Here is a 16,681-nt window from a genome sequence, read left to right on the forward strand (position 1 = left end):
TGGTCTGATTCACAGCACTGATATGACCACTGCCGAGTCCGCCACGACGCTCGACGGGACGGCGTTTCTCTTCCCCGGGCAGGGGAGCCAGACCGTCGGGATGGGACGGGCGTTCTACGACGACTGGCCCGAGACGCGAGCGATGTTCGATCGGCTGGACGATGCCCTCGAGATCGATCTCCCGGGGCTGTGCTTCGACGGGACCGCCGAGGCGATCCAGCGTCCAAGCAACACCCAGCCGCTGTTGTTGGCGACAGGGATCGCGGTCTATGAGGGGCTGACGGCTCGCTTCGATGTCGAGCCGGCAGCCGTCGCCGGCCACAGCCTCGGGCACTTCACAGCGCTAGCAGCCGCCGACGCGATGGAGCCCGCGACCACGGCCACACTCACCCACTGGCGAGGCAAGTGCATGGAACGGGCGGCGACCGCCGACGGCCCGGGGACGATGGTCGCAGTGTTGCTGGCCGACCCGGACACGGTCGCCGAGGCCTGTGCCGCCCGCGATGATGTCGGTGTCGCCCTATATAACGCACCGAAACAGACTGTCATCAGTGGCACGACCGAGGGCGTGGCGACGGTCCAAGAAACGATCTCGGAGCGGACGACCGCCCGGTTTCGCGAACTCGAGGTCGGCGCGGCGTTCCATTCGCCGGTGATGGCGTCAGCCATCGACTGCGTCGAAACAGCGATGGCCGACGTGACGTTGCGTGAGGCCGAACTCCCCGTCGTCTCTGACGTGACCGGCGAGTGCTATACCGAGCCGACCGTCGCACGGCGAGACCTGACGGCCCAGATCACGTCGCCGGTCGACTGGGTAGCTGTCATTGACACGCTCCGCACACAGGGTATCGAGCGGTTCGTCGCGTTCCCGCCGGCTGGTGTGTTGGCGGGACTCGTCGAGCGTATCGCGCCCGAAGCCGAGTGCTGGACGCTCGAGACGCCCGCGGACGCCCGGGAGGTATTCGCGTGATCGACTTCGACGGCGAGGTCGCGGTCATCACCGGCGGGACACGCGGCATCGGTCGCGCGGTGGCGACGCGACTGGCCGAGCAGGGAGCGACCGTCGTCGCGACCTATTACGAGGACGACGCGGCTGCCGACGAGACGGCGGCGGCGCTGGCGTCGTTCCCCGCCGAGACAGCGGTCGAACGGTTCGACGTCGCCGACTTCGACGCGGTAGCGGCGACGTTCGAGACCGTCGCCGAGCGGTACGGTCCCCCGACGGTGCTGGTGAACAACGCCGGAACGATGGCCAACGGGCTGTTGGTTCGGATGTCTCCCGAGCAGTGGCAGCGGGTCATCGACGTTAACCTCACAGGGACGTTCTACTGCACGCGGGAAGCGGCCAGACGCATGTTGGGCCGCGACGACGGGGGCGGTCGCATCGTCAACGTCGCCAGCGTCGCCGCTCAGCACGGCTGGGCCGGGCAAGCCAACTACGCCGCGAGCAAGGCCGGCGTCCTCGGCCTCACGCGTGTGGCGGCCCGCGAACTCGGGGGCAAGGGCATCCGCGTCAACGCCGTCGCACCCGGCTACACCGACACCGACCTGCTCGCGGATTCACGGGGCCACGAGTCGGCTGTCGAGACGGATACCGCAAGCGGTCGCGTCGCCACACCTGCGGAAGTCGCCGATGTGATCGCGTTTCTGGCCAGCGACGCCGCATCGTACGTCAACGGCGAGGTCGTGCGCGTCGACGACGGTCTCGCGGTGTAAGTTCGGCTGTCGATGCGTCCAACCCTCTCGACAGATTGTAGTACCCATCACGACGAGGTGCGACCATGCTCGTCACGCTCGAGGGGTTGGATGGCAGCGGCAAGACGACGGTCTGGGAGGCCTTACACGAGCGCTATCCCGACGCCGTGTTCACGCGGGAGCCGACGAACTCCTGGTACGGCGACGCCGTCTACCGATCGATCGAAGACGACGACGCCGATCCGCTGGCGGAACTCTTTCTCTACACCGCCGACCACGCCGACCACCTCTCGCGGGTGATCGAACCTGCCCTCGAGCGCGGCGACCTCGTGATCTCCGATCGCTACTCCGACTCGCGCTTTGCCTATCAGGGCGCGACCCTCGAGGGAGCCGATGGCCACGGGCTTGCGGACCCTCTCGAGTACGTCGCCGACGTCCACCGACCGTTCTCGATCGAGCCGGACCTGACGATCTACCTCGATCTCGACCCCGAAACCGCCGCGGCCCGCGCGGGGACGACGAACAAGTTCGAGCGCGCCGAGTACCTCGCGTCGGTGCGGGACAACTACGAACGGCTCCTCGAGCGTGACCCCGACCGTTTCGTCCGCGTCGACGCGACCCAATCGCCTGAGACAGTCCTCGAGGCGACGACCGACGTGTTGGCCGAGGCGCTCGGCGAGTCGCGCTAAGCTCGCCTCGACACCTCGTCGTCGAGCGCGATCGAAACTCGGGCAAAGGCTTTAGTCGTGTCATAGCGTACCACACTGGCGATGGTCCATGCGTTCATCATGGTGAAGACCGCTGCCGGGAAATCCGAGGGCCTGCTCGCGGAGATCGGTGGGCTCGAGTTAGTCACCGACGCGCACATCGTCGCGGGCAACTACGACATCATCGCGGAGATCGACGCCCCGGAGGTCTACGACGTGCTCCAGACGGCTTCGTCGAAGATGCAGCAACTCGGCGGTGTCTCCGAGACGAAGACCTACATCGCGATGGGATGACGGCCCGATCGCGGTTGTGACGGTATCGTCGTGTCGGCGTCGCCAAGCGCGTTCGTTTCTCCGATCACAGTCATCGTTCGACCACCGACCATGCTAGTCCGGGGCAAACTTATTCACAGGGGCGAGCGTACGCCTGTCTATGCAGTTCGTCATTATTGGGGCCGGACGGGTCGGGCTGCGGACGGCGCGCGTCCTCCGCGATGAAGGCCACGAGATAACGCTGGTCGAACGCGACGAATCACGGATCAAACGCGCCAAGAATCAGGACTTTCCCGTCATCGAGGGCGACGGCTCCCGCGAGGCCGTTCTCGAGGAAGCCGGTGTGATGGACGCCGATGCCGTCGGCGCGTTGACCAGCGACCTCAACGTCAATTTCACTGCCTGCATGATCGGGAACCATCACGGCTGTCGAACCGTCATGCGGATCGACGAGGCCTACCGTGAGGGGATCTACCGCAAGTACGCCGATCAGGTCGACGAGATCATCCACCCCGAGCGGCTGGGCGCGATCGGTGCCAAAAACGCCCTGTTGGGCGGGACGATTCGCGCCATCGCCGACGTTGCACCCTCTTTGCAGGTCGTCGAACTGACGATCACCAACGGCGCGCCCGTCAACGGCTATACGCTCAGCGAACTGCAGTTGCCAGCCAACGCGACCGTCCTCGCGTTCGGCAAGAACAACAGTCCCCTCGAGATCCCGAGCGAAGACAGTTCGCTCGAGGACGGCGACCGGCTCGTCGTCCTCGCGGACTTCGACGTCTTGAGCGAGGTCCGCCAACTGCTGGTCGGTGAGACGCCGATGCAGGCGGCTGCGAACGCGGGGTCGGGCTCGAGTTCGGTCTCGACGGATCGTGATACGAACAGCGACACTGGAGGTGTGAACTAATGGTTACGGCATTCGTTATGATCAAGGCGAACACGGGCGAGGCGGATCGGCTCAGAGACAGCATCGAATCGATCGAGGGCGTGCAATCGGCGCACATCGTCGCCGGCGACGTCGACCTCATCGCGAAAGCACAGGTCGAGACACCGGCGGAAGTCAAAGAGATCGCAGCGACCCGCATTCAGGCGGTCGAGGGCATCGAGGATACACAGACGTACATCGCGATGGACTAGAAACGAAATTTTACCCTGCGGTCTATCGGGCTGGCGGCAGCTACGCTGTCGCCAGTCCGATGCCCCTCGGCAAAATTTCGATCAAAAGCACTCCTCCCCTCCGGGTCGGTCGTCGGCCCGCTCGCTCACCCGTCGGGTTCGCTCGCGGTCAGTAACAGGGTGAGTGCCTGCCCTTCCCCGGGTCGCATGGCTCTCGCATCTGCTCGAGCCACGCTCCCGGCCATAGCTGTGAGCCTCACCCGGAAACAGCCGCCAGCGTATTATAGAGGCATGCCGCCGCTGCCCCCGTTGTCGTCTGCGGCCTGCTGACCCTGTTGCTGGGCGTTTTCGAGTAACGTCGCCGCTGGCCCGCGGTACTCGTAGCCGGGGATGATCCCCTGTGCGTAGGTGCCTTCGACGAACTCGAGGAGTGCTTTGGCGTCTTCGACGCCCTCGCTTGCGTCCCAGGCAGTGTACGCGAGGTGAACCCGAACCTCCTCGGCGTCGCGTTCGACGACCGGTTCGTCGTGGGTGCTCGTGTTGGCGACAGTGAAGACGTCCCCCAGGCGGCGCTCGAGCGTTTCGAACCAACCATCTTCGACGACGTCGGCGACGTGCTCACCGGCGACGGCGGCGTCGAGCGTCGGGAGAAAGACGGTAACGCGGAAACGACCGTCGCGCTTGCCGTCGGCGTCCTCGGCTGTAACGGTCGTCTCGAAGACGGTCGTCGTGAGGGCGTAGCCGTCGTCAGTTTGATCGAACGCGTCGTGGGCCTCGAGTGCGCGGTCGATGGGGGCCGGAAGATCGGTCATCGGTCACCCAGAGGGGCGTGACGAAAAAGGGTGTTTTGGACTAGCTGACTCGCCGCTTCGGCGGCGACCGAACGATGGCCGTTTGGCGGTCGATATCGGATCGTTTCACCGAGAAACGCCGCGTTGTGTCCGAAACGAATGCAGGGTACTTCCCGGCGTTCCGGCATCGCTCGACGGCATGACTCTCGATCGAAAAACTGCGGACCGTCGTCGATTCGCTCGCCTCCTCGGGACGGACAGGGACCGCGGCTCCGGCTTGCCGATCGTCGGGACCGATGCCGACAGCGAGGCAGCCGACGAAGACGACCGTGACAGCACCACTGACGCCACGTCAGACCGCCGCACTCGCTCGTGACTCCTTACGCCTGTTCGATCGCCTGATCCAGATCCGCGATCACGTCGTCGACGTCCTCGATGCCGACAGAGAGACGTACGAGGTCGTCGGTGACGCCGCCTGCCAGCTTCTCTTCCTCGGTGAGCTGCTGGTGGGTCGTGCTCGCGGGGTGGATGATCAGCGTCTTCGCGTCGCCGACGTTCGCCAGCAGGCTCGTCAGGTCGACTTCGTTACAGACCGTTTCGGCGGCGTCGTAGCCACCCTCGAGTCCGAACGTGATCATGCCGCCATAGCCGCCCTCGAGATACTTCGCGGCGTTCTCGTGGGTCTCGTGACTCTCGAGGCCGGGGTAGTTGACCCACGCCACGTCGGGGTGGTCCTCTAAGTACTCCGCGACGGCCATCGCGTTCTCACAGTGTTTCTCCATGCGCAGGGGCAGCGACTCGAGTTTCTGGAGCGTGACCCAGGCGTCGAACGGCGACTGCTGGTTGCCCAGATCTCGCAGGCCGCGGGTCCGAGCGGCGAACGCGAAGGCCGCGTCGCCGAACGTCTCGCGGAAGTTGACGCCGTGGTAGGCCGGGTTCGGCTCGGTGAGTTCGGGGAAGTCGCCGTCTTCCCAGGGGAACGAGCCGCCGTCGACCAAGATGCCGCCGACGGTCGAGCCCGCGCCGTGGATCCACTTGGTCGTCGAGTTCCAGACGAGGTCCGCGCCGTGCTCGAGCGGTCGGCACAGATACGGCGTCGCGAACGTGTTGTCGACGAACAGCGGCACGTTGTGCTCGTGAGCGATGTCGGCGATGCGCTCGATATCCGGGGTGACGAGCGCGGGGTTGCCGATCGTCTCGAGGTGGACGAACGCGGTGTCGTCGTCGATGGCCTCGGCGTAGGCCTCGTAGTCGAGCGTGTCGACGAACTTCGTCTCGACACCGCGTTTCGCGACGGTGTGGGTGAGGTAGGTGTAGGTCCCGCCGTACAGCGACGACGAGGAGACGATGTTGTCGCCGACGTCCGCGAGGATGAACGTCGCGAGGTCGAACGCGGCCATCCCCGAGGCGGTCGCGAGTGCGCCGACGCCGCCTTCCAGCGTCGCGATGCGTTCCTCGAGCATCGCGTTCGTCGGGTTCATGATCCGCGAGTAGATGTTGCCGAGCTCTTCTAAGCCGAACAGCGCGGCGGCGTGGTCGGTATCCTCGAACTCGTAGGACGTGGTCTGGTACAGCGGCGGTGCCCGGGCTCCCGTCGTCGGGTCGGACTCCTGGCCGGCGTGGATGCTGTTGGTTGCGAAGCGATGGCCGTTCGAATCGGATTCGTCACTCATACCAGAGCCGTTGCAGCCACTCTACGTAAAACCCCTCGCGTTTCCCTTGACGCCGGAATACGACCGAGATGCGGGCAGATATTACCGAGTACCGCATGGCACTCATACGGTCTGCTGTACTGATGTCCCGGTGGGACCGCAGTGCGGGTCGCGGTCCCACCGGAACTGGCTGGCAGGAGTCTGTCTCAGACCTCGAGCACGGTGACGACGCGAAGGCTCTCTAAGAGCAGCCAGCAGACGAACGCGCCATAGAGTCCCAACAGCAGCCACGCCTCGCGTGTCGAGAGTCGCATTTCGGTTCGGGAAATCCCGAAGAAGACGATCGTCGCGAACACCAGAAAGGCCATCATCGGGACGATGTGGGCGAAATTGATCGTCAGCGAGCCCGCGACGAGGACACCGACCGGGACGGCGACCAGCAGGTCAAAGGTGTTGCTCCCGAGGACGTTCGCCAGCGTCACCGTCGGTCGATCCGCCCGTGCGGCCGCGAGACTGACGAACGTATCGGGCAGGCTCGAGCCGGCGGCGACGACAGTCATTCCCCAGAGAAACGAGGGGGTCCCGAACGCGTCGCCGAGGCCGACAGCCGACCGGACGAGCCCCTCGACGCCGAGGACGATCGCCACCAGCCCGACGCCGAACTGCAACCAGGTCGGGAGCACGTCGACCGACGTGTCCGTCGTTGCGCCTTCGTCGGCGGCGTCGAGGTACTGGGTGAAGATGTAGAGGCCGTACAGCGCGACGGGAAACAGCGCGAGCGGGCGTGAGACGTTTCCTTGGATGAGCCGGCCACTGCCGGCAACCGGGTTGTAGATGACCGCCAGCGAGAACGTCAACAGTAGCGACGCGACCGCGAGCATGTAGAACAGTGACTCCTTGTAGACTAGCTCGCGCGACGTATCGATGCCGCCGCCGACCACCACGGCGAGGCCGGGGATCGCCAGCAGATTGAACACTGCCGAGCCGACGATCGATCCCACGCCGAGTTCGAACTCGCCGTGAATCAGTGTCGCGAGCAACACGCTCACCAGCTCGGGCATGCTTGAGCCGACAGCGGCAATGACGGCTCCCTGGACGACCGCCGGCAGGCCGTACGCGGCCGCGAGGTCATTGGCTGCCTCCTCGAGTCTGGCGCTGCCGTACCAGAGTACGCCCGTTCCAACGGCAGCGAGGGCGATTAGCCCCGCGATCTCGATCATGACTGGGCCGCTGGTCGACGACCGACCGTCGATCCGTGCTGAGACGTTCGTGTGCGCTCGCCTCGTTGAGCGGTTGTCTCGCGCGTCTCCGCTTTCTCGGCGGCTTCCGCTTCCATGTCTCGTCCTTCTCGCGCAGACGTGTAAAGATGGCAGACTCTCGCGGCGATGGGCGTTGCGATCGCCCCACTGCGGGGTGCTCGAGCGGCCATCGAGCCACGCGATGTGACGGACCCAATTTATCGACAGGGCTGGAGCGAGGGAGCGCTCTATACCGCTCGTGAGCGTTTCGTGGGCATTGGTACTGCTACTAGCAACGCTCATACGCACGGCGCCCGGCACTTGGTGCACGACGCGACGGTACGTGCGGCGGACCGCCGTCCGAACCGCTGCCGAGCGATATCGATCACCTATGTCCGAATCACCGCCACGGTCATCGAGCGACGATACAGAATCGGTCTACAACGACTACATACTGGACGTCCGAATTCTCGAGGTCGTGCCGCCAGACGCCGAGACACCGCAGTACCGGTTCGAGGCTCCCCAGCATACGCCGGTGACGTTCGAGGATCCGGAGACGGCGACGCTGTACGCCGATATCTACTTCGACACGAACGGTTTCCAGGAAGCGGGTACCGGCGACCGGGGCGTTCCGCCGGAGGTCATTCAGGCCGGCCGGGATACGCTCGCGGCGTACTTCCTCACGATGCCAGGGACGGACGTGAACTGGGTGGCGTCGTTTTACGGGAAGACGCCACCAAAGATCGAGCGCTACGTCGCATCCGTCCGCGAGCGCGCCCAAGAGATCCGCACGAACGCCGCCGAACAGGGTCTCGAGTAGCTGACGCCGGCCTCGTCGGCACTGGCTCTGGACCCGTTCGTGAGCGGTGAGACGCATCTATTTTTGCCACGAGACACGGACGAGCACCGAGCTCGAGCGACTTATCGGATCACGATGTCGGATCGGAATCAGCGCAAGCACAGGTCGACGGTTGCCGGACCGGTCGCAACGTGAACGGAACGGAGACCTCCATAGCATTCTATACACTTTGTTCTGGAATGGGCAGATAAATATTAGAAATATAAAGGTCCTATAATCGGATAATCCGTTACGGAACTGATGGTCGATTTAACTCGACGAAACCTGATGGAAGCCTCGGTCGCCGCAGCGTTGGGTGCAAGCGTCACCGGCGTCGCGAGCGCCGCCGACCCTGACGATCCCGATACGCCGCTGGCACCGCACGTCGACGGAGAGTTAAAGCGGTTCTCCTCGACCGCGCTCGGCGCGGAAGTCACCGGACCGTTCGTGTTCGGTGATGGCTCGCTGCTCTACAGCCTCCAGCACCCGAGCCGCGACAACCCCGCGCCGTACGACGAGGCAGGTATCGGTTACTTCAGCGGCTTCCAGTTCGAGCTCGACGGCAGCAACGACGATTTTGACGAACTGTCGACGCCCCAGACGAACGCCGAACAGCAGACGGTTCGTGGCGCGGACGGCGAGTACACGTTCCTCGCACAGGCCCACGAGCCGATCAACGGGGGCACCGAAGAACTCGGCGTCGTCCAGACGCCCGACGGCGAGAATATCACGACCGACGCGTTCGCCGGCACACAGTACGGCGACGCCGCGTACAACCCTGACTGTAACCAGTTCGTCCCCACGACTGCGGACGGCACCGAGGGCTACCTCTTTACCAACTGGGAGAACAGCCCCGGCAACGTCTCTCGGATTCCGATCAGCCGGACCGACGATGGCGAGTGGGAGGCCGACCTCGAGAACGCGATCAATCTCGCCAACACCGAGCCGATGCGCGAACTCGGCGGGACGCGCATCAACTGTTACGGCGATCTGAGCCCGTGGGAGACGATGCTCTCCTCCGAGGAGAACTACGCGCACCCGCGCGTCTCGCTGGCCGCGACCGTCGGCGACATCGTCGAGGCGGGGACGGGCAAGGGACGCCGCGGCGCCCACGAGTTCTGGAACCGACCGAACCCCTCGGCGATTCAGAGCGCCATTGATGACTACTACGGCGACGAGTCCTGGGGTATTCAGGGCTACTGGGCGATGACTGGCGTCGAGTTCCTCGCGTACTACCTCGGTTCCGACCCGGTCGATCAGGGCGCCGACGGGAACACGACCGAGCCGATCGACGACGTCTATCCCAACCCCTACCGCTACGGCTACCACGTCGACGTCCGCGAGCCGACGGCTGACCCGCCACAGCCGGTCAAATACTACGTGATGGGACGGGCCGCCTGGGAAGCACCTGACATCCAGTCCGACAAAAAGACCGTCTACGGCTGCTCTGACGGCGACAGTAAAGGGATCTACAAGTTCGTTGCTGACGAGCCGATCGACAGCTACGACGATCCCATGGATGTCGCCGGCACGCTCTACGCCCCCAAAGTGACCAACGAGGAAGCTGCTCGCGAACTGCCGCCGGCGGCAGTCAACCTCGAGCTCGAGTGGCTCGAGTTGGGCCACGCCACGAACCGGGAGGTCGAGGCGTGGATCGCCAAGTACGACGGTATCACCCAGACGGACTACCTCGAGACCCACGCCGAGACCGACTGGGAAACGGACCTCGAAACCGCACTCGAGGAAGCTGACAGGGAGGTCGTCGAAAACGGCAATCAGGACTACATCACCGACGCGGAGATCGTCCGCTGGGCCGACCAGTACGAGGCAAACGGTCCAGACGGCGTCGATCCGGCACTCCGTCGCGTGCCGTTCCTCGAGACGCGCGCGGCTGCCAAGGAGATCGGCGCGACCATCGAGTTCAACAAAGCCGAGGGCGTCGACAGCGTCGACGGGGCCGGTCCGGGCGACTACGTCTACTTCGCCATCTCGGAACTCAACGACGACCTCTCTGCCGAGGAGGGCTACGAGGACGTTGGCGACGTCCAGCTCGAACGAGTCGACGGCGGCGTCGTCTATCGGGCGGAACTCGAGGCGGATTTCAACGTCTCGGAGCTCGAGCCGGTCATCGTCGGGCCGGACGCGAGCGATCCGGCGGCCGTCGCGGACGACGCGCTCATCAACGTCGACAACGTGCTCGTGATGGACGACGGTCGCGTGCTCTGCTGTGAGGACGCCGATCAGTTCGGTCGCTCCTACAGCAACGACTGCCTCTACGTGTACGAACCGCCGGAAAACGACTCCCCCGACCGTCCGACCGACCATCCGGGGCGTGGCCACGGCGGAGCCGGTGACGACGCCGCCGACGGCTTCCCAGGTCGTCCCACCGATCAGCCGGGACGTGGTCGCGGACGAACGGACAACGACGACTGACGGAGCGCCGTCCGTCGGCAAACACTGTGGCTATCGATTCGACGACGAACACGGACGGTGACGAGTGTGCCATCTCCTGTCCGTTTCGAGGAACGTAACTGCTGAATGCTTCTGTCAGTCCGTCGTCGCACCGCGGTCGACCCACGACGCGCTCACTCGAGCAGCGACTCGCCGGTCATCTCGGGTGGCTGGTCGAGGTCGATGGCCTCGAGCATCGTCGGCGCGATATCGGCGAGCGTGCCGCCCTCGCGGACGGTGCGACCGCCGTCGGAGCCGTCGGGAGCGAGATAGACCAGCGGCACCTCGTTGTACGTGTGTGCCGTGTGGGGATCGTCTTCGGTCCCCATGTCGTCGGCGTTGCCGTGATCTGCGGTGATAAGGACATGTGCGTCGGCGGCCTCGAGTCGGTCGACGAGTCGCCCGAGCTGTTCGTCGACGGCTTCGACGGCCTCGATGGCTGCCTCGTAGTCGCCGGTGTGGCCGACCATGTCCGGGTTGGCGTAGTTGAGCACGAGGACGTCTGGATCGTCGGAATCGATGGTGTCGATCGCGGTGTCGGTCACCTCGGGCGCGCTCATTTCGGGCTGCTGGTCGTAGGTCGGCACGTCGGGACTCTTGACGATCTTTCGGCTCTCGCCGTCGAACTCGACCTCGCGGCCACCATTGAGGAAGTAGGTGACGTGAGCGTATTTTTCGGATTCGGCGATCCGCAACTGCGTCTTCCCGGCGTCGGCAAGCACCTCGCCGAGCACCTGTTCGGGCTGGTTCGGCGGGTAAGCTACGGGGAGGTCGAACGTCTTGTCGTACTGAGTCATCATCACGACCTCGGCATCCGGTGGGTTGGTTGCGAACTCATCGACCCAGTCGTCGGGTCGGATGTCCGCGAGCATCCGGGTGAGCTGTCGCGCTCGATCGGAGCGGAAGTTGAACCAGACGACTGCGTCGCCGTCCTCGAGCGCCGGCTGATCCGAAATGAGTGTCGGCTTGACGAACTCGTCGGTCTCACCGCAGTCGTACGATTCTTCGACCGCGTCGACGGCTGACTCGGCGGTCCACTCCGCGTCGCGGTTGGCGATGGCGTCGTACGCTCGTTTGGTCCGCTCCCAGTTCTGATCGCGGTCCATCGCGTAGTACCGGCCCGAGACCGTCGCCACGTCGCCGGTGCCGTGCTCGGCGATCACGTCCTCGAGCGTGCCGAGGTAGTCTCGGCCCCCGGTCGGCGAGGTATCCCGACCGTCGGTGATCGCGTGGGTGACGGCCTCGACGTCACGGTCTGCCGCCAACTCGATCAGTGCGTGGAGGTGTTCCTGATCGGAGTGGACGCCTCCGTCGCTGACGAGGCCGACGAAGTGGACCCGACCGTCGTTGTCACGCGCTCGGTCGAACGCCCCGTTGATCGCGTCGTTCTCCCGGAAGGAGCCGTCCGCGATGGAGTCCGAAATGCGGGTGTACTCCTGATAGACGACCCGACCGGCACCGATGTTCAGGTGGCCGACCTCGCTGTTGCCCATCTGTCCCTCGGGGAGGCCGACGCGTCGACCGGCGACCTCGAGTCGTCCGTACGCGCCCGATTCTGCCAGGCGGTCGAAAACCGGCGTTTCGGCCGCGTCGACCGCGTCCCTGCCGCCGTCACCGAGTCCCCAGCCGTCGAGGACGATCAGCGCAGCTTCCATATCAGACGGGAAATCGGCATGTCGTAACTAGCTGTCGTTGTCGTCGTCAGCGGCGGCCGGCTGCAGGCACCGTTCGTCACAAACGTATCAGTACTGGGATCACTCTGTGGTCCGACTCGAGCGACCGGTTCCAGCGCCCGACTGTGTCGCACAGACGAGCCGACTCGAGCCAGTGTCGCGTGGTCATACGGGCTGCTGGTACTGGGCCCTGTGACATCACAAGGCGAGCTATGGGTTCGCCAGCATTGACTGACAGTAGTCCGTCTCAGTCGTTCTGTGGGTGATCGAACGTCGTCCCGCAGTCGCCACAGACGGTCGCGTTGCCGGGCGTACTCCGCTGTGCGAAGACGGCACCGCACTCGTCACAGATCATAAAGAGGCGATGTTCCGGCGGGACGCCGGCTTCGAAGTCGGCCCGGATCCAGGCGTCGGGGTTCCCCTCTTCGTAGATGGTGACCCCGGACCCGTTCTGTCGCCAGTTGATCGCACGCTCGTCGGAGGTAACGGTCGCCGATTCTCGCTCGGACATCCAGATATCTCCAGTCTCGAGCCGTCCATACATACGTTTTCTGATAGTAATTTACACGGCACCGAGTCAACATCTCCGTCGTTCACGACCACTGGCTTTTTGCGGGTTGGGCGGGAGCCCCCTGTCATGACGCTCGATCCGGTCCACTTCGACGGTATCGCGCGACTCGCGAGGCGGATCGACCACGGGACCGACGAGCGCGACCGTCGCGCCTTCGCCGAGACCGTCTGGGAGGAGTTTCTCGATCCCTTGCTCGACGATGGCCGGCGAGTCCTCGAGCCGGTCGACGAGCAGGCGCGGCGGCTGGTCGACTGCGAAGCCGTTGCCCTGCGCGACCGCGAGTTCCCGACCGAACACGGCCTCGACGCGGGGACGATCAACCCGACGACGTTCAAAAACGGGCTCGTCATCGACATCGCGCAGGCGGCGATGAGCGCGACGCCGAGCGACCTCGACCTCCACCGGTCGCGGACGACCGTGATGACGGTCCACTCGAACGACGAGACGATGACCGTCGACGAGACGTGGGGCAAGTTCGACGAGGGTTACAGCCGGAGCCGCGCGGTCAAGATCCCACCGCTACCGCGGTTCGCCGAAGGCGTCGTCCACGCACTGGCGCTGTACCTCGCCGAGAGCACCCACGCCCGTGATCACGCCGACGACGTTTCTGATCTCCTCGTCCTCGACGGGCCGCTGTATCCACGTGGCCTGCTGCGCTGGGCCGACCAGCACCCCGATCTGGCCGACTTCCTGCTCGACGACCCGCGGCCCACGACCGTCCTCGAGAACTACGTCCGGCTGGTCGAGACGTTCGTCGACCGGGACGTGCCACTCGTCGGCTTCGTCAAAAACCCCGCGACGCGCGTCGTCACGCGGACGCTGAAATCGAACCGGGAGATCGACGTTAGCGTCCCGTGGGCAGACGATTCGGCGCTGTTTACCCGGCTGCTCGAGCGCGGCGAGTACGTCGACGACGTCGACGGCGAGCGCTGGGAGCGGGACATGTCGGCGCTGACCTATACGAACTGGTTCCGCTCACGCGGTGGCGTCGATCAGCCGCTGTCAGCGGAGGGCGATGCACTCGGCGTCGACCGTCGCCTCGAGCGGTCGGCTTACGAAGTCACGTTTTTCGTCGTCTACGATCCGCGTGACGATCTGCTGTATCGGATCGAGGCACCCTACGCGTTCACGAAAGACCAAGACATGCGCGAGCGACTGACGATGCAGGTGTTACAGGACGTCGCCGTCGCACACGGCCCGCCGACGATCGTCGAAAAAGCCGATGAACTCGCTCGGATCAGCAACGCGGAGAAGGCCTCGCTTCGCGAGACGCTTGAGGAGCAGTTCGACGCGGTTCAGGACCGGACCTACGACGATCACCGCTGGAACGACCAGCCGTACTGACCGGGTCAGTCGCGCCGATCCGGTCACTCGGCGTCGTTTTTCTCCACCTCGAGGTCGACATCGTCTGGATCGACCCCGATGCGGGCGAACTGCGTTCTGACGTGTTCTTTGGCTCCCTCGAGTGCCTGGTCGCGGGTGTCGAAGCCCCGCGGCATCGGCGACTCGAAGGCGAGGTTAACCTCGCGACCGTCGACGAGCTGGGTCGTCCCCCCGCTATCGACCTCGTAGAACTCGTCACAAACCCAGACGTACGCGGCGTCTTCGTCCGGTGCGCCGCGGAACGAGGGGGCTCGTTCACCTCGCTCGTACAGTGTGCCGGTGAGTTCCGTCCCGCCAGCACGACCGCGTACCTGAAGCATAGGGAATGATACGCCTCGTGGACGCAAAAATACAGCGCTCACGACACCGAGCCGACCCGCTCGAGCGATCGTAATAAGAGTGTATGAGCTGATGGAGTGAGTAGCATCTTCTTTGCGAGTCAGTAATAGTGTTCTACCGACTCTCGTAGGCACCTGTCGATCAGTGTGGGCGACTCCACGATTCGCCATGCGGACCCGACGGGACCCAGTGACAGCGGCCCGTCTCAGTGCTCGGTGAGACGGACTGCGTTCGAATCTCGCCACCACATTCCCAACGGTAATTCCCATCAACTGCAGTTTGTGAGCGATTCAGCATGTTACTCGTCGGATACAGGAGTAATCGCATCTTCACGAGCCAAATCGTTTTGGAACGGGTCTTATAATCCATGGATGGCTTACTAGTGCTAATGACTTCGGACGCTCATATCGGCGACGACACCACCCCCGGGCCGCTCGTCAACGTCCCGTCGGAGTGTTACGAACTCTTTCGCCATCCGCGCCGACTTCGCGTCATCGAGATTCTCGGACGCCAGCACACACGACTTCCGCTGGCGGAACTGACGACGGCACTGATCGACCGGATGGACGCAGATCACCTGACCGGACAAGCACGACACGACGTGCGGACCAGCCTCGTTCACAATCACTTGCCACGACTCGAGGACGCAGCGATCGTCGACTGGACTGACACCGGCGTCGCACTCGTCGACGAACCGCCGGTCCGTCCTGCGGACCTCTCGATCTTTCTCGAGGTCTGTGAGGACGAAAACGCCGACGAACTGCTCCAGCAACTCGTCGATCCCGTCCGGATGCGCATTCTCTCCGTGCTCGAAGCGAGCGACCAACCGCTCTCACTCGAGCAACTCGCGGCTCGACTCAGTGCACGTGCCGGCGGGCCGTTTTGCGACGCTGACCGCGCGGCGGTCGCACTGCACCACTCTCACCTGCCTGCGATGGCCGATGTCGGCGTCATCAGCTACGATCACGACTCGAAGCTGATCACGCGATACGACGACAGCATCTCGATCGTCCAGTAGTCGCCGCCAGCGTCCGAACGTCTCCCGTTCTCGCGCCGATGGCGCGTTCGCCTATCCCAGTGGTCGTCTCCTGTCGGGCGTCGTGTCGGAAACGACAAGAGTGTTCTCGGTGAGCATCGTACGCACGAGACAGGCATGACGGTGCCACGCGCAGCCGCTGGTCGCGGTGGTGTGACGAGCGACGCCAGCAGGGCCGCCATCGTCATTGGGACTGCCGTCTTGCTCGCACTGTCGCTGGCTGGCATCGCGGGAACGGTCGTCGCGATCGATCAGGTCGCGATCCTCTCGCCTGATCGGACGACGATCGAGGCGACGCCCGGCGAGACGCTCGAGATCGACGTCACGCTCCAGAGTCAGGGCGGCCACGGCGGCGAGGGCGTTACGAACGTGTCGCTGGTCGCCCAGTACCACCCCGACTATCTCGAGGTGACCGACATCGAACGGGGGCCGTGGCTCGAGGGCGAGGACACCGAGGTCCAGACGGCGACGGCGATCGGCAACGACCAAGGAACCGCGATCATCGAGCAGCGCCGCGAGCCGGCGGCTGGGGGAACCGCCGGGACGGGAACGATCGCGACGCTGACGGTCCGCGTTGCTGCGGACGCGCCGCCCGGTACGACGCCGATCTCGTTCGACGACAGCAACGTGGCACTCACCGGTGACTGGCCGATCGCTGTCGTCGACGAATCCGTGACCGTTGCGACCGACGGCGGTGCCGAGTCGCTCGGCACCTTCGAACATCCTGATCCCGACACGTTAACGCTCGAGAGCGGGGGAGCGACAGCGAACGACTCGATCGACGACGGGACGGCAGAACACGACGGTGGACTGGCGGTCCCCGGCTTCACGGCTTTGCTTGCGCTGATAGCCGTGTCTGTCATCGCGGGAGCGCTGTGGGTCAGTCGGGAGCGTCGGCGTTGAGAGACAGTCCATCCG

18 protein-coding genes are annotated in these 16,681 nt (G+C 64.7%); 12 read left to right on the plus strand and 6 right to left on the minus strand.

The genetic code is table 11. The annotated features are described in order from the left end of the window. Positions 1 to 22 precede the first annotated feature (22 nt). The 6 genes from ACERI1_RS00715 (at position 23) to ACERI1_RS00740 (ending at position 3,812) form a co-directional block, all read left to right on the plus strand. Complete coding sequence (locus ACERI1_RS00715) at positions 23 to 970, plus strand: ACP S-malonyltransferase (protein WP_373616105.1); 948 nt, start codon at positions 23 to 25, stop codon at positions 968 to 970. After that, positions 967 to 1,716 carry a 3-oxoacyl-ACP reductase FabG gene (gene fabG, locus ACERI1_RS00720; protein ID WP_373616106.1) on the plus strand — a complete coding sequence of 250 codons (750 nt, stop codon included), beginning with the start codon at positions 967 to 969 and terminating at the stop codon, positions 1,714 to 1,716. The genes ACERI1_RS00715 and fabG overlap by 4 nt, the downstream gene beginning before the upstream one ends. Positions 1,717 to 1,781: 65 nt before the next feature. Continuing rightward, on the plus strand, positions 1,782 to 2,384 hold the full coding sequence (tmk, locus tag ACERI1_RS00725; RefSeq protein WP_373616107.1) for a dTMP kinase: 603 nt from the start codon (positions 1,782 to 1,784) through the stop codon (positions 2,382 to 2,384). A gap of 81 nt (positions 2,385 to 2,465) precedes the next feature. Then, positions 2,466 to 2,696 carry an Lrp/AsnC ligand binding domain-containing protein gene (locus tag ACERI1_RS00730; RefSeq protein ID WP_373616108.1) on the plus strand — a complete coding sequence of 77 codons (231 nt, stop codon included), beginning with the start codon at positions 2,466 to 2,468 and terminating at the stop codon, positions 2,694 to 2,696. 139 nt (positions 2,697 to 2,835) lie between these two features. Then, the gene (locus ACERI1_RS00735; protein ID WP_373616109.1) at positions 2,836 to 3,582 is read left to right on the plus strand and encodes a TrkA family potassium uptake protein; all 747 of its coding nucleotides are present in this window, start codon (positions 2,836 to 2,838) and stop codon (positions 3,580 to 3,582) included. After that, positions 3,582 to 3,812, plus strand: coding sequence for an Lrp/AsnC family transcriptional regulator (locus ACERI1_RS00740; protein ID WP_130500687.1), 231 nt, complete (start codon positions 3,582 to 3,584; stop codon positions 3,810 to 3,812). The genes ACERI1_RS00735 and ACERI1_RS00740 overlap by 1 nt, the downstream gene beginning before the upstream one ends. 260 nt (positions 3,813 to 4,072) lie before the next feature. Here ACERI1_RS00740 and ACERI1_RS00745 read toward each other — a convergent pair whose 3' ends face one another. After that, complete coding sequence (locus ACERI1_RS00745) at positions 4,073 to 4,603, minus strand: DUF5813 family protein (RefSeq protein WP_373616110.1); 531 nt, start codon at positions 4,601 to 4,603, stop codon at positions 4,073 to 4,075. Between the two features lie 178 nt (positions 4,604 to 4,781). Here ACERI1_RS00745 and ACERI1_RS00750 point away from each other — a divergent pair, with 178 nt between their 5' ends. Then, positions 4,782 to 4,958, plus strand: a complete 177-nt coding sequence (locus tag ACERI1_RS00750) for a hypothetical protein (RefSeq protein WP_373616111.1) — start codon at positions 4,782 to 4,784, stop codon at positions 4,956 to 4,958. Between the two features lie 4 nt (positions 4,959 to 4,962). Here ACERI1_RS00750 and ACERI1_RS00755 read toward each other — a convergent pair whose 3' ends face one another. Both ACERI1_RS00755 and ACERI1_RS00760 read right to left on the minus strand, forming a co-directional pair. Next, positions 4,963 to 6,255 carry an O-acetylhomoserine aminocarboxypropyltransferase/cysteine synthase family protein gene (locus ACERI1_RS00755; protein ID WP_373616112.1) on the minus strand — a complete coding sequence of 431 codons (1,293 nt, stop codon included), beginning with the start codon at positions 6,253 to 6,255 and terminating at the stop codon, positions 4,963 to 4,965. A gap of 185 nt (positions 6,256 to 6,440) precedes the next feature. Then, entirely contained in the window at positions 6,441 to 7,454 is a 1,014-nt protein-coding gene (locus tag ACERI1_RS00760) for a sodium:calcium antiporter (protein ID WP_373616113.1), read from the minus strand. A gap of 409 nt (positions 7,455 to 7,863) precedes the next feature. On the opposite strand from ACERI1_RS00760, the gene ACERI1_RS00765 reads away from it, so the two are divergent. Then, the gene (locus tag ACERI1_RS00765; RefSeq protein WP_373616114.1) at positions 7,864 to 8,292 is read left to right on the plus strand and encodes a hypothetical protein; all 429 of its coding nucleotides are present in this window, start codon (positions 7,864 to 7,866) and stop codon (positions 8,290 to 8,292) included. A 279-nt stretch (positions 8,293 to 8,571) separates the two neighbouring features. Beyond that, on the plus strand, positions 8,572 to 10,743 hold the full coding sequence (locus tag ACERI1_RS00770; RefSeq protein ID WP_373616115.1) for an alkaline phosphatase PhoX: 2,172 nt from the start codon (positions 8,572 to 8,574) through the stop codon (positions 10,741 to 10,743). A 152-nt stretch (positions 10,744 to 10,895) separates the two neighbouring features. Here ACERI1_RS00770 and gpmI read toward each other — a convergent pair whose 3' ends face one another. Together gpmI and ACERI1_RS00780 are read right to left on the minus strand one after the other, a co-directional pair. Then, positions 10,896 to 12,416 carry a 2,3-bisphosphoglycerate-independent phosphoglycerate mutase gene (gpmI, locus tag ACERI1_RS00775; protein ID WP_373616116.1) on the minus strand — a complete coding sequence of 507 codons (1,521 nt, stop codon included), beginning with the start codon at positions 12,414 to 12,416 and terminating at the stop codon, positions 10,896 to 10,898. Between the two features lie 265 nt (positions 12,417 to 12,681). Next, a complete protein-coding gene (locus ACERI1_RS00780) occupies positions 12,682 to 12,945 on the minus strand; it encodes a hypothetical protein (protein WP_373616117.1) in 264 nt (87 codons plus the stop codon). Positions 12,946 to 13,071: 126 nt separating this feature from the next. On the opposite strand from ACERI1_RS00780, the gene ACERI1_RS00785 reads away from it, so the two are divergent. Then, entirely contained in the window at positions 13,072 to 14,349 is a 1,278-nt protein-coding gene (locus tag ACERI1_RS00785) for a DNA double-strand break repair nuclease NurA (protein ID WP_373616118.1), read from the plus strand. Between the two features lie 23 nt (positions 14,350 to 14,372). Here the strand turns inward: ACERI1_RS00785 and ACERI1_RS00790 are convergent, their stop codons facing one another. Then, positions 14,373 to 14,708 carry a hypothetical protein gene (locus ACERI1_RS00790; protein WP_373616119.1) on the minus strand — a complete coding sequence of 112 codons (336 nt, stop codon included), beginning with the start codon at positions 14,706 to 14,708 and terminating at the stop codon, positions 14,373 to 14,375. Between the two features lie 407 nt (positions 14,709 to 15,115). Here ACERI1_RS00790 and ACERI1_RS00795 point away from each other — a divergent pair, with 407 nt between their 5' ends. Both ACERI1_RS00795 and ACERI1_RS00800 read left to right on the plus strand, forming a co-directional pair. Next, complete coding sequence (locus ACERI1_RS00795; RefSeq protein WP_373616120.1) at positions 15,116 to 15,745, plus strand: ArsR family transcriptional regulator; 630 nt, start codon at positions 15,116 to 15,118, stop codon at positions 15,743 to 15,745. A gap of 135 nt (positions 15,746 to 15,880) precedes the next feature. Then, entirely contained in the window at positions 15,881 to 16,666 is a 786-nt protein-coding gene (locus tag ACERI1_RS00800) for a cohesin domain-containing protein (protein WP_373616121.1), read from the plus strand. Positions 16,667 to 16,681: the final 15 nt, after the last annotated feature.

This window comes from Natrinema sp. HArc-T2 (genome assembly GCF_041821085.1).
Taxonomy (GTDB): Archaea; Halobacteriota; Halobacteria; order Halobacteriales; family Natrialbaceae; genus Natrinema.

Bases quoted from the DNA above. Each gene is read 5' to 3' on its own strand.
- ACERI1_RS00715 (WP_373616105.1), top strand. From the start codon at position 23: ATGACCACTGCCGAGTCCGCCACGACGCTCGACGGGACGGCGTTTCTC.
- tmk (WP_373616107.1), top strand. From the start codon at position 1,782: ATGCTCGTCACGCTCGAGGGGTTGGATGGCAGCGGCAAGACGACGGTC.
- ACERI1_RS00730 (WP_373616108.1), top strand. From the start codon at position 2,466: ATGGTCCATGCGTTCATCATGGTGAAGACCGCTGCCGGGAAATCCGAG.
- ACERI1_RS00735 (WP_373616109.1), top strand. From the start codon at position 2,836: ATGCAGTTCGTCATTATTGGGGCCGGACGGGTCGGGCTGCGGACGGCG.
- ACERI1_RS00740 (WP_130500687.1), top strand. From the start codon at position 3,582: ATGGTTACGGCATTCGTTATGATCAAGGCGAACACGGGCGAGGCGGAT.
- ACERI1_RS00745 (WP_373616110.1), bottom strand. From the start codon at position 4,603: ATGACCGATCTTCCGGCCCCCATCGACCGCGCACTCGAGGCCCACGAC.
- ACERI1_RS00750 (WP_373616111.1), top strand. From the start codon at position 4,782: ATGACTCTCGATCGAAAAACTGCGGACCGTCGTCGATTCGCTCGCCTC.
- ACERI1_RS00755 (WP_373616112.1), bottom strand. From the start codon at position 6,255: ATGAGTGACGAATCCGATTCGAACGGCCATCGCTTCGCAACCAACAGC.
- ACERI1_RS00760 (WP_373616113.1), bottom strand. From the start codon at position 7,454: ATGATCGAGATCGCGGGGCTAATCGCCCTCGCTGCCGTTGGAACGGGC.
- ACERI1_RS00765 (WP_373616114.1), top strand. From the start codon at position 7,864: ATGTCCGAATCACCGCCACGGTCATCGAGCGACGATACAGAATCGGTC.
- ACERI1_RS00770 (WP_373616115.1), top strand. From the start codon at position 8,572: ATGGTCGATTTAACTCGACGAAACCTGATGGAAGCCTCGGTCGCCGCA.
- gpmI (WP_373616116.1), bottom strand. From the start codon at position 12,416: ATGGAAGCTGCGCTGATCGTCCTCGACGGCTGGGGACTCGGTGACGGC.
- ACERI1_RS00780 (WP_373616117.1), bottom strand. From the start codon at position 12,945: ATGTCCGAGCGAGAATCGGCGACCGTTACCTCCGACGAGCGTGCGATC.
- ACERI1_RS00785 (WP_373616118.1), top strand. From the start codon at position 13,072: ATGACGCTCGATCCGGTCCACTTCGACGGTATCGCGCGACTCGCGAGG.
- ACERI1_RS00790 (WP_373616119.1), bottom strand. From the start codon at position 14,708: ATGCTTCAGGTACGCGGTCGTGCTGGCGGGACGGAACTCACCGGCACA.
- ACERI1_RS00795 (WP_373616120.1), top strand. From the start codon at position 15,116: ATGACTTCGGACGCTCATATCGGCGACGACACCACCCCCGGGCCGCTC.
- ACERI1_RS00800 (WP_373616121.1), top strand. From the start codon at position 15,881: ATGACGGTGCCACGCGCAGCCGCTGGTCGCGGTGGTGTGACGAGCGAC.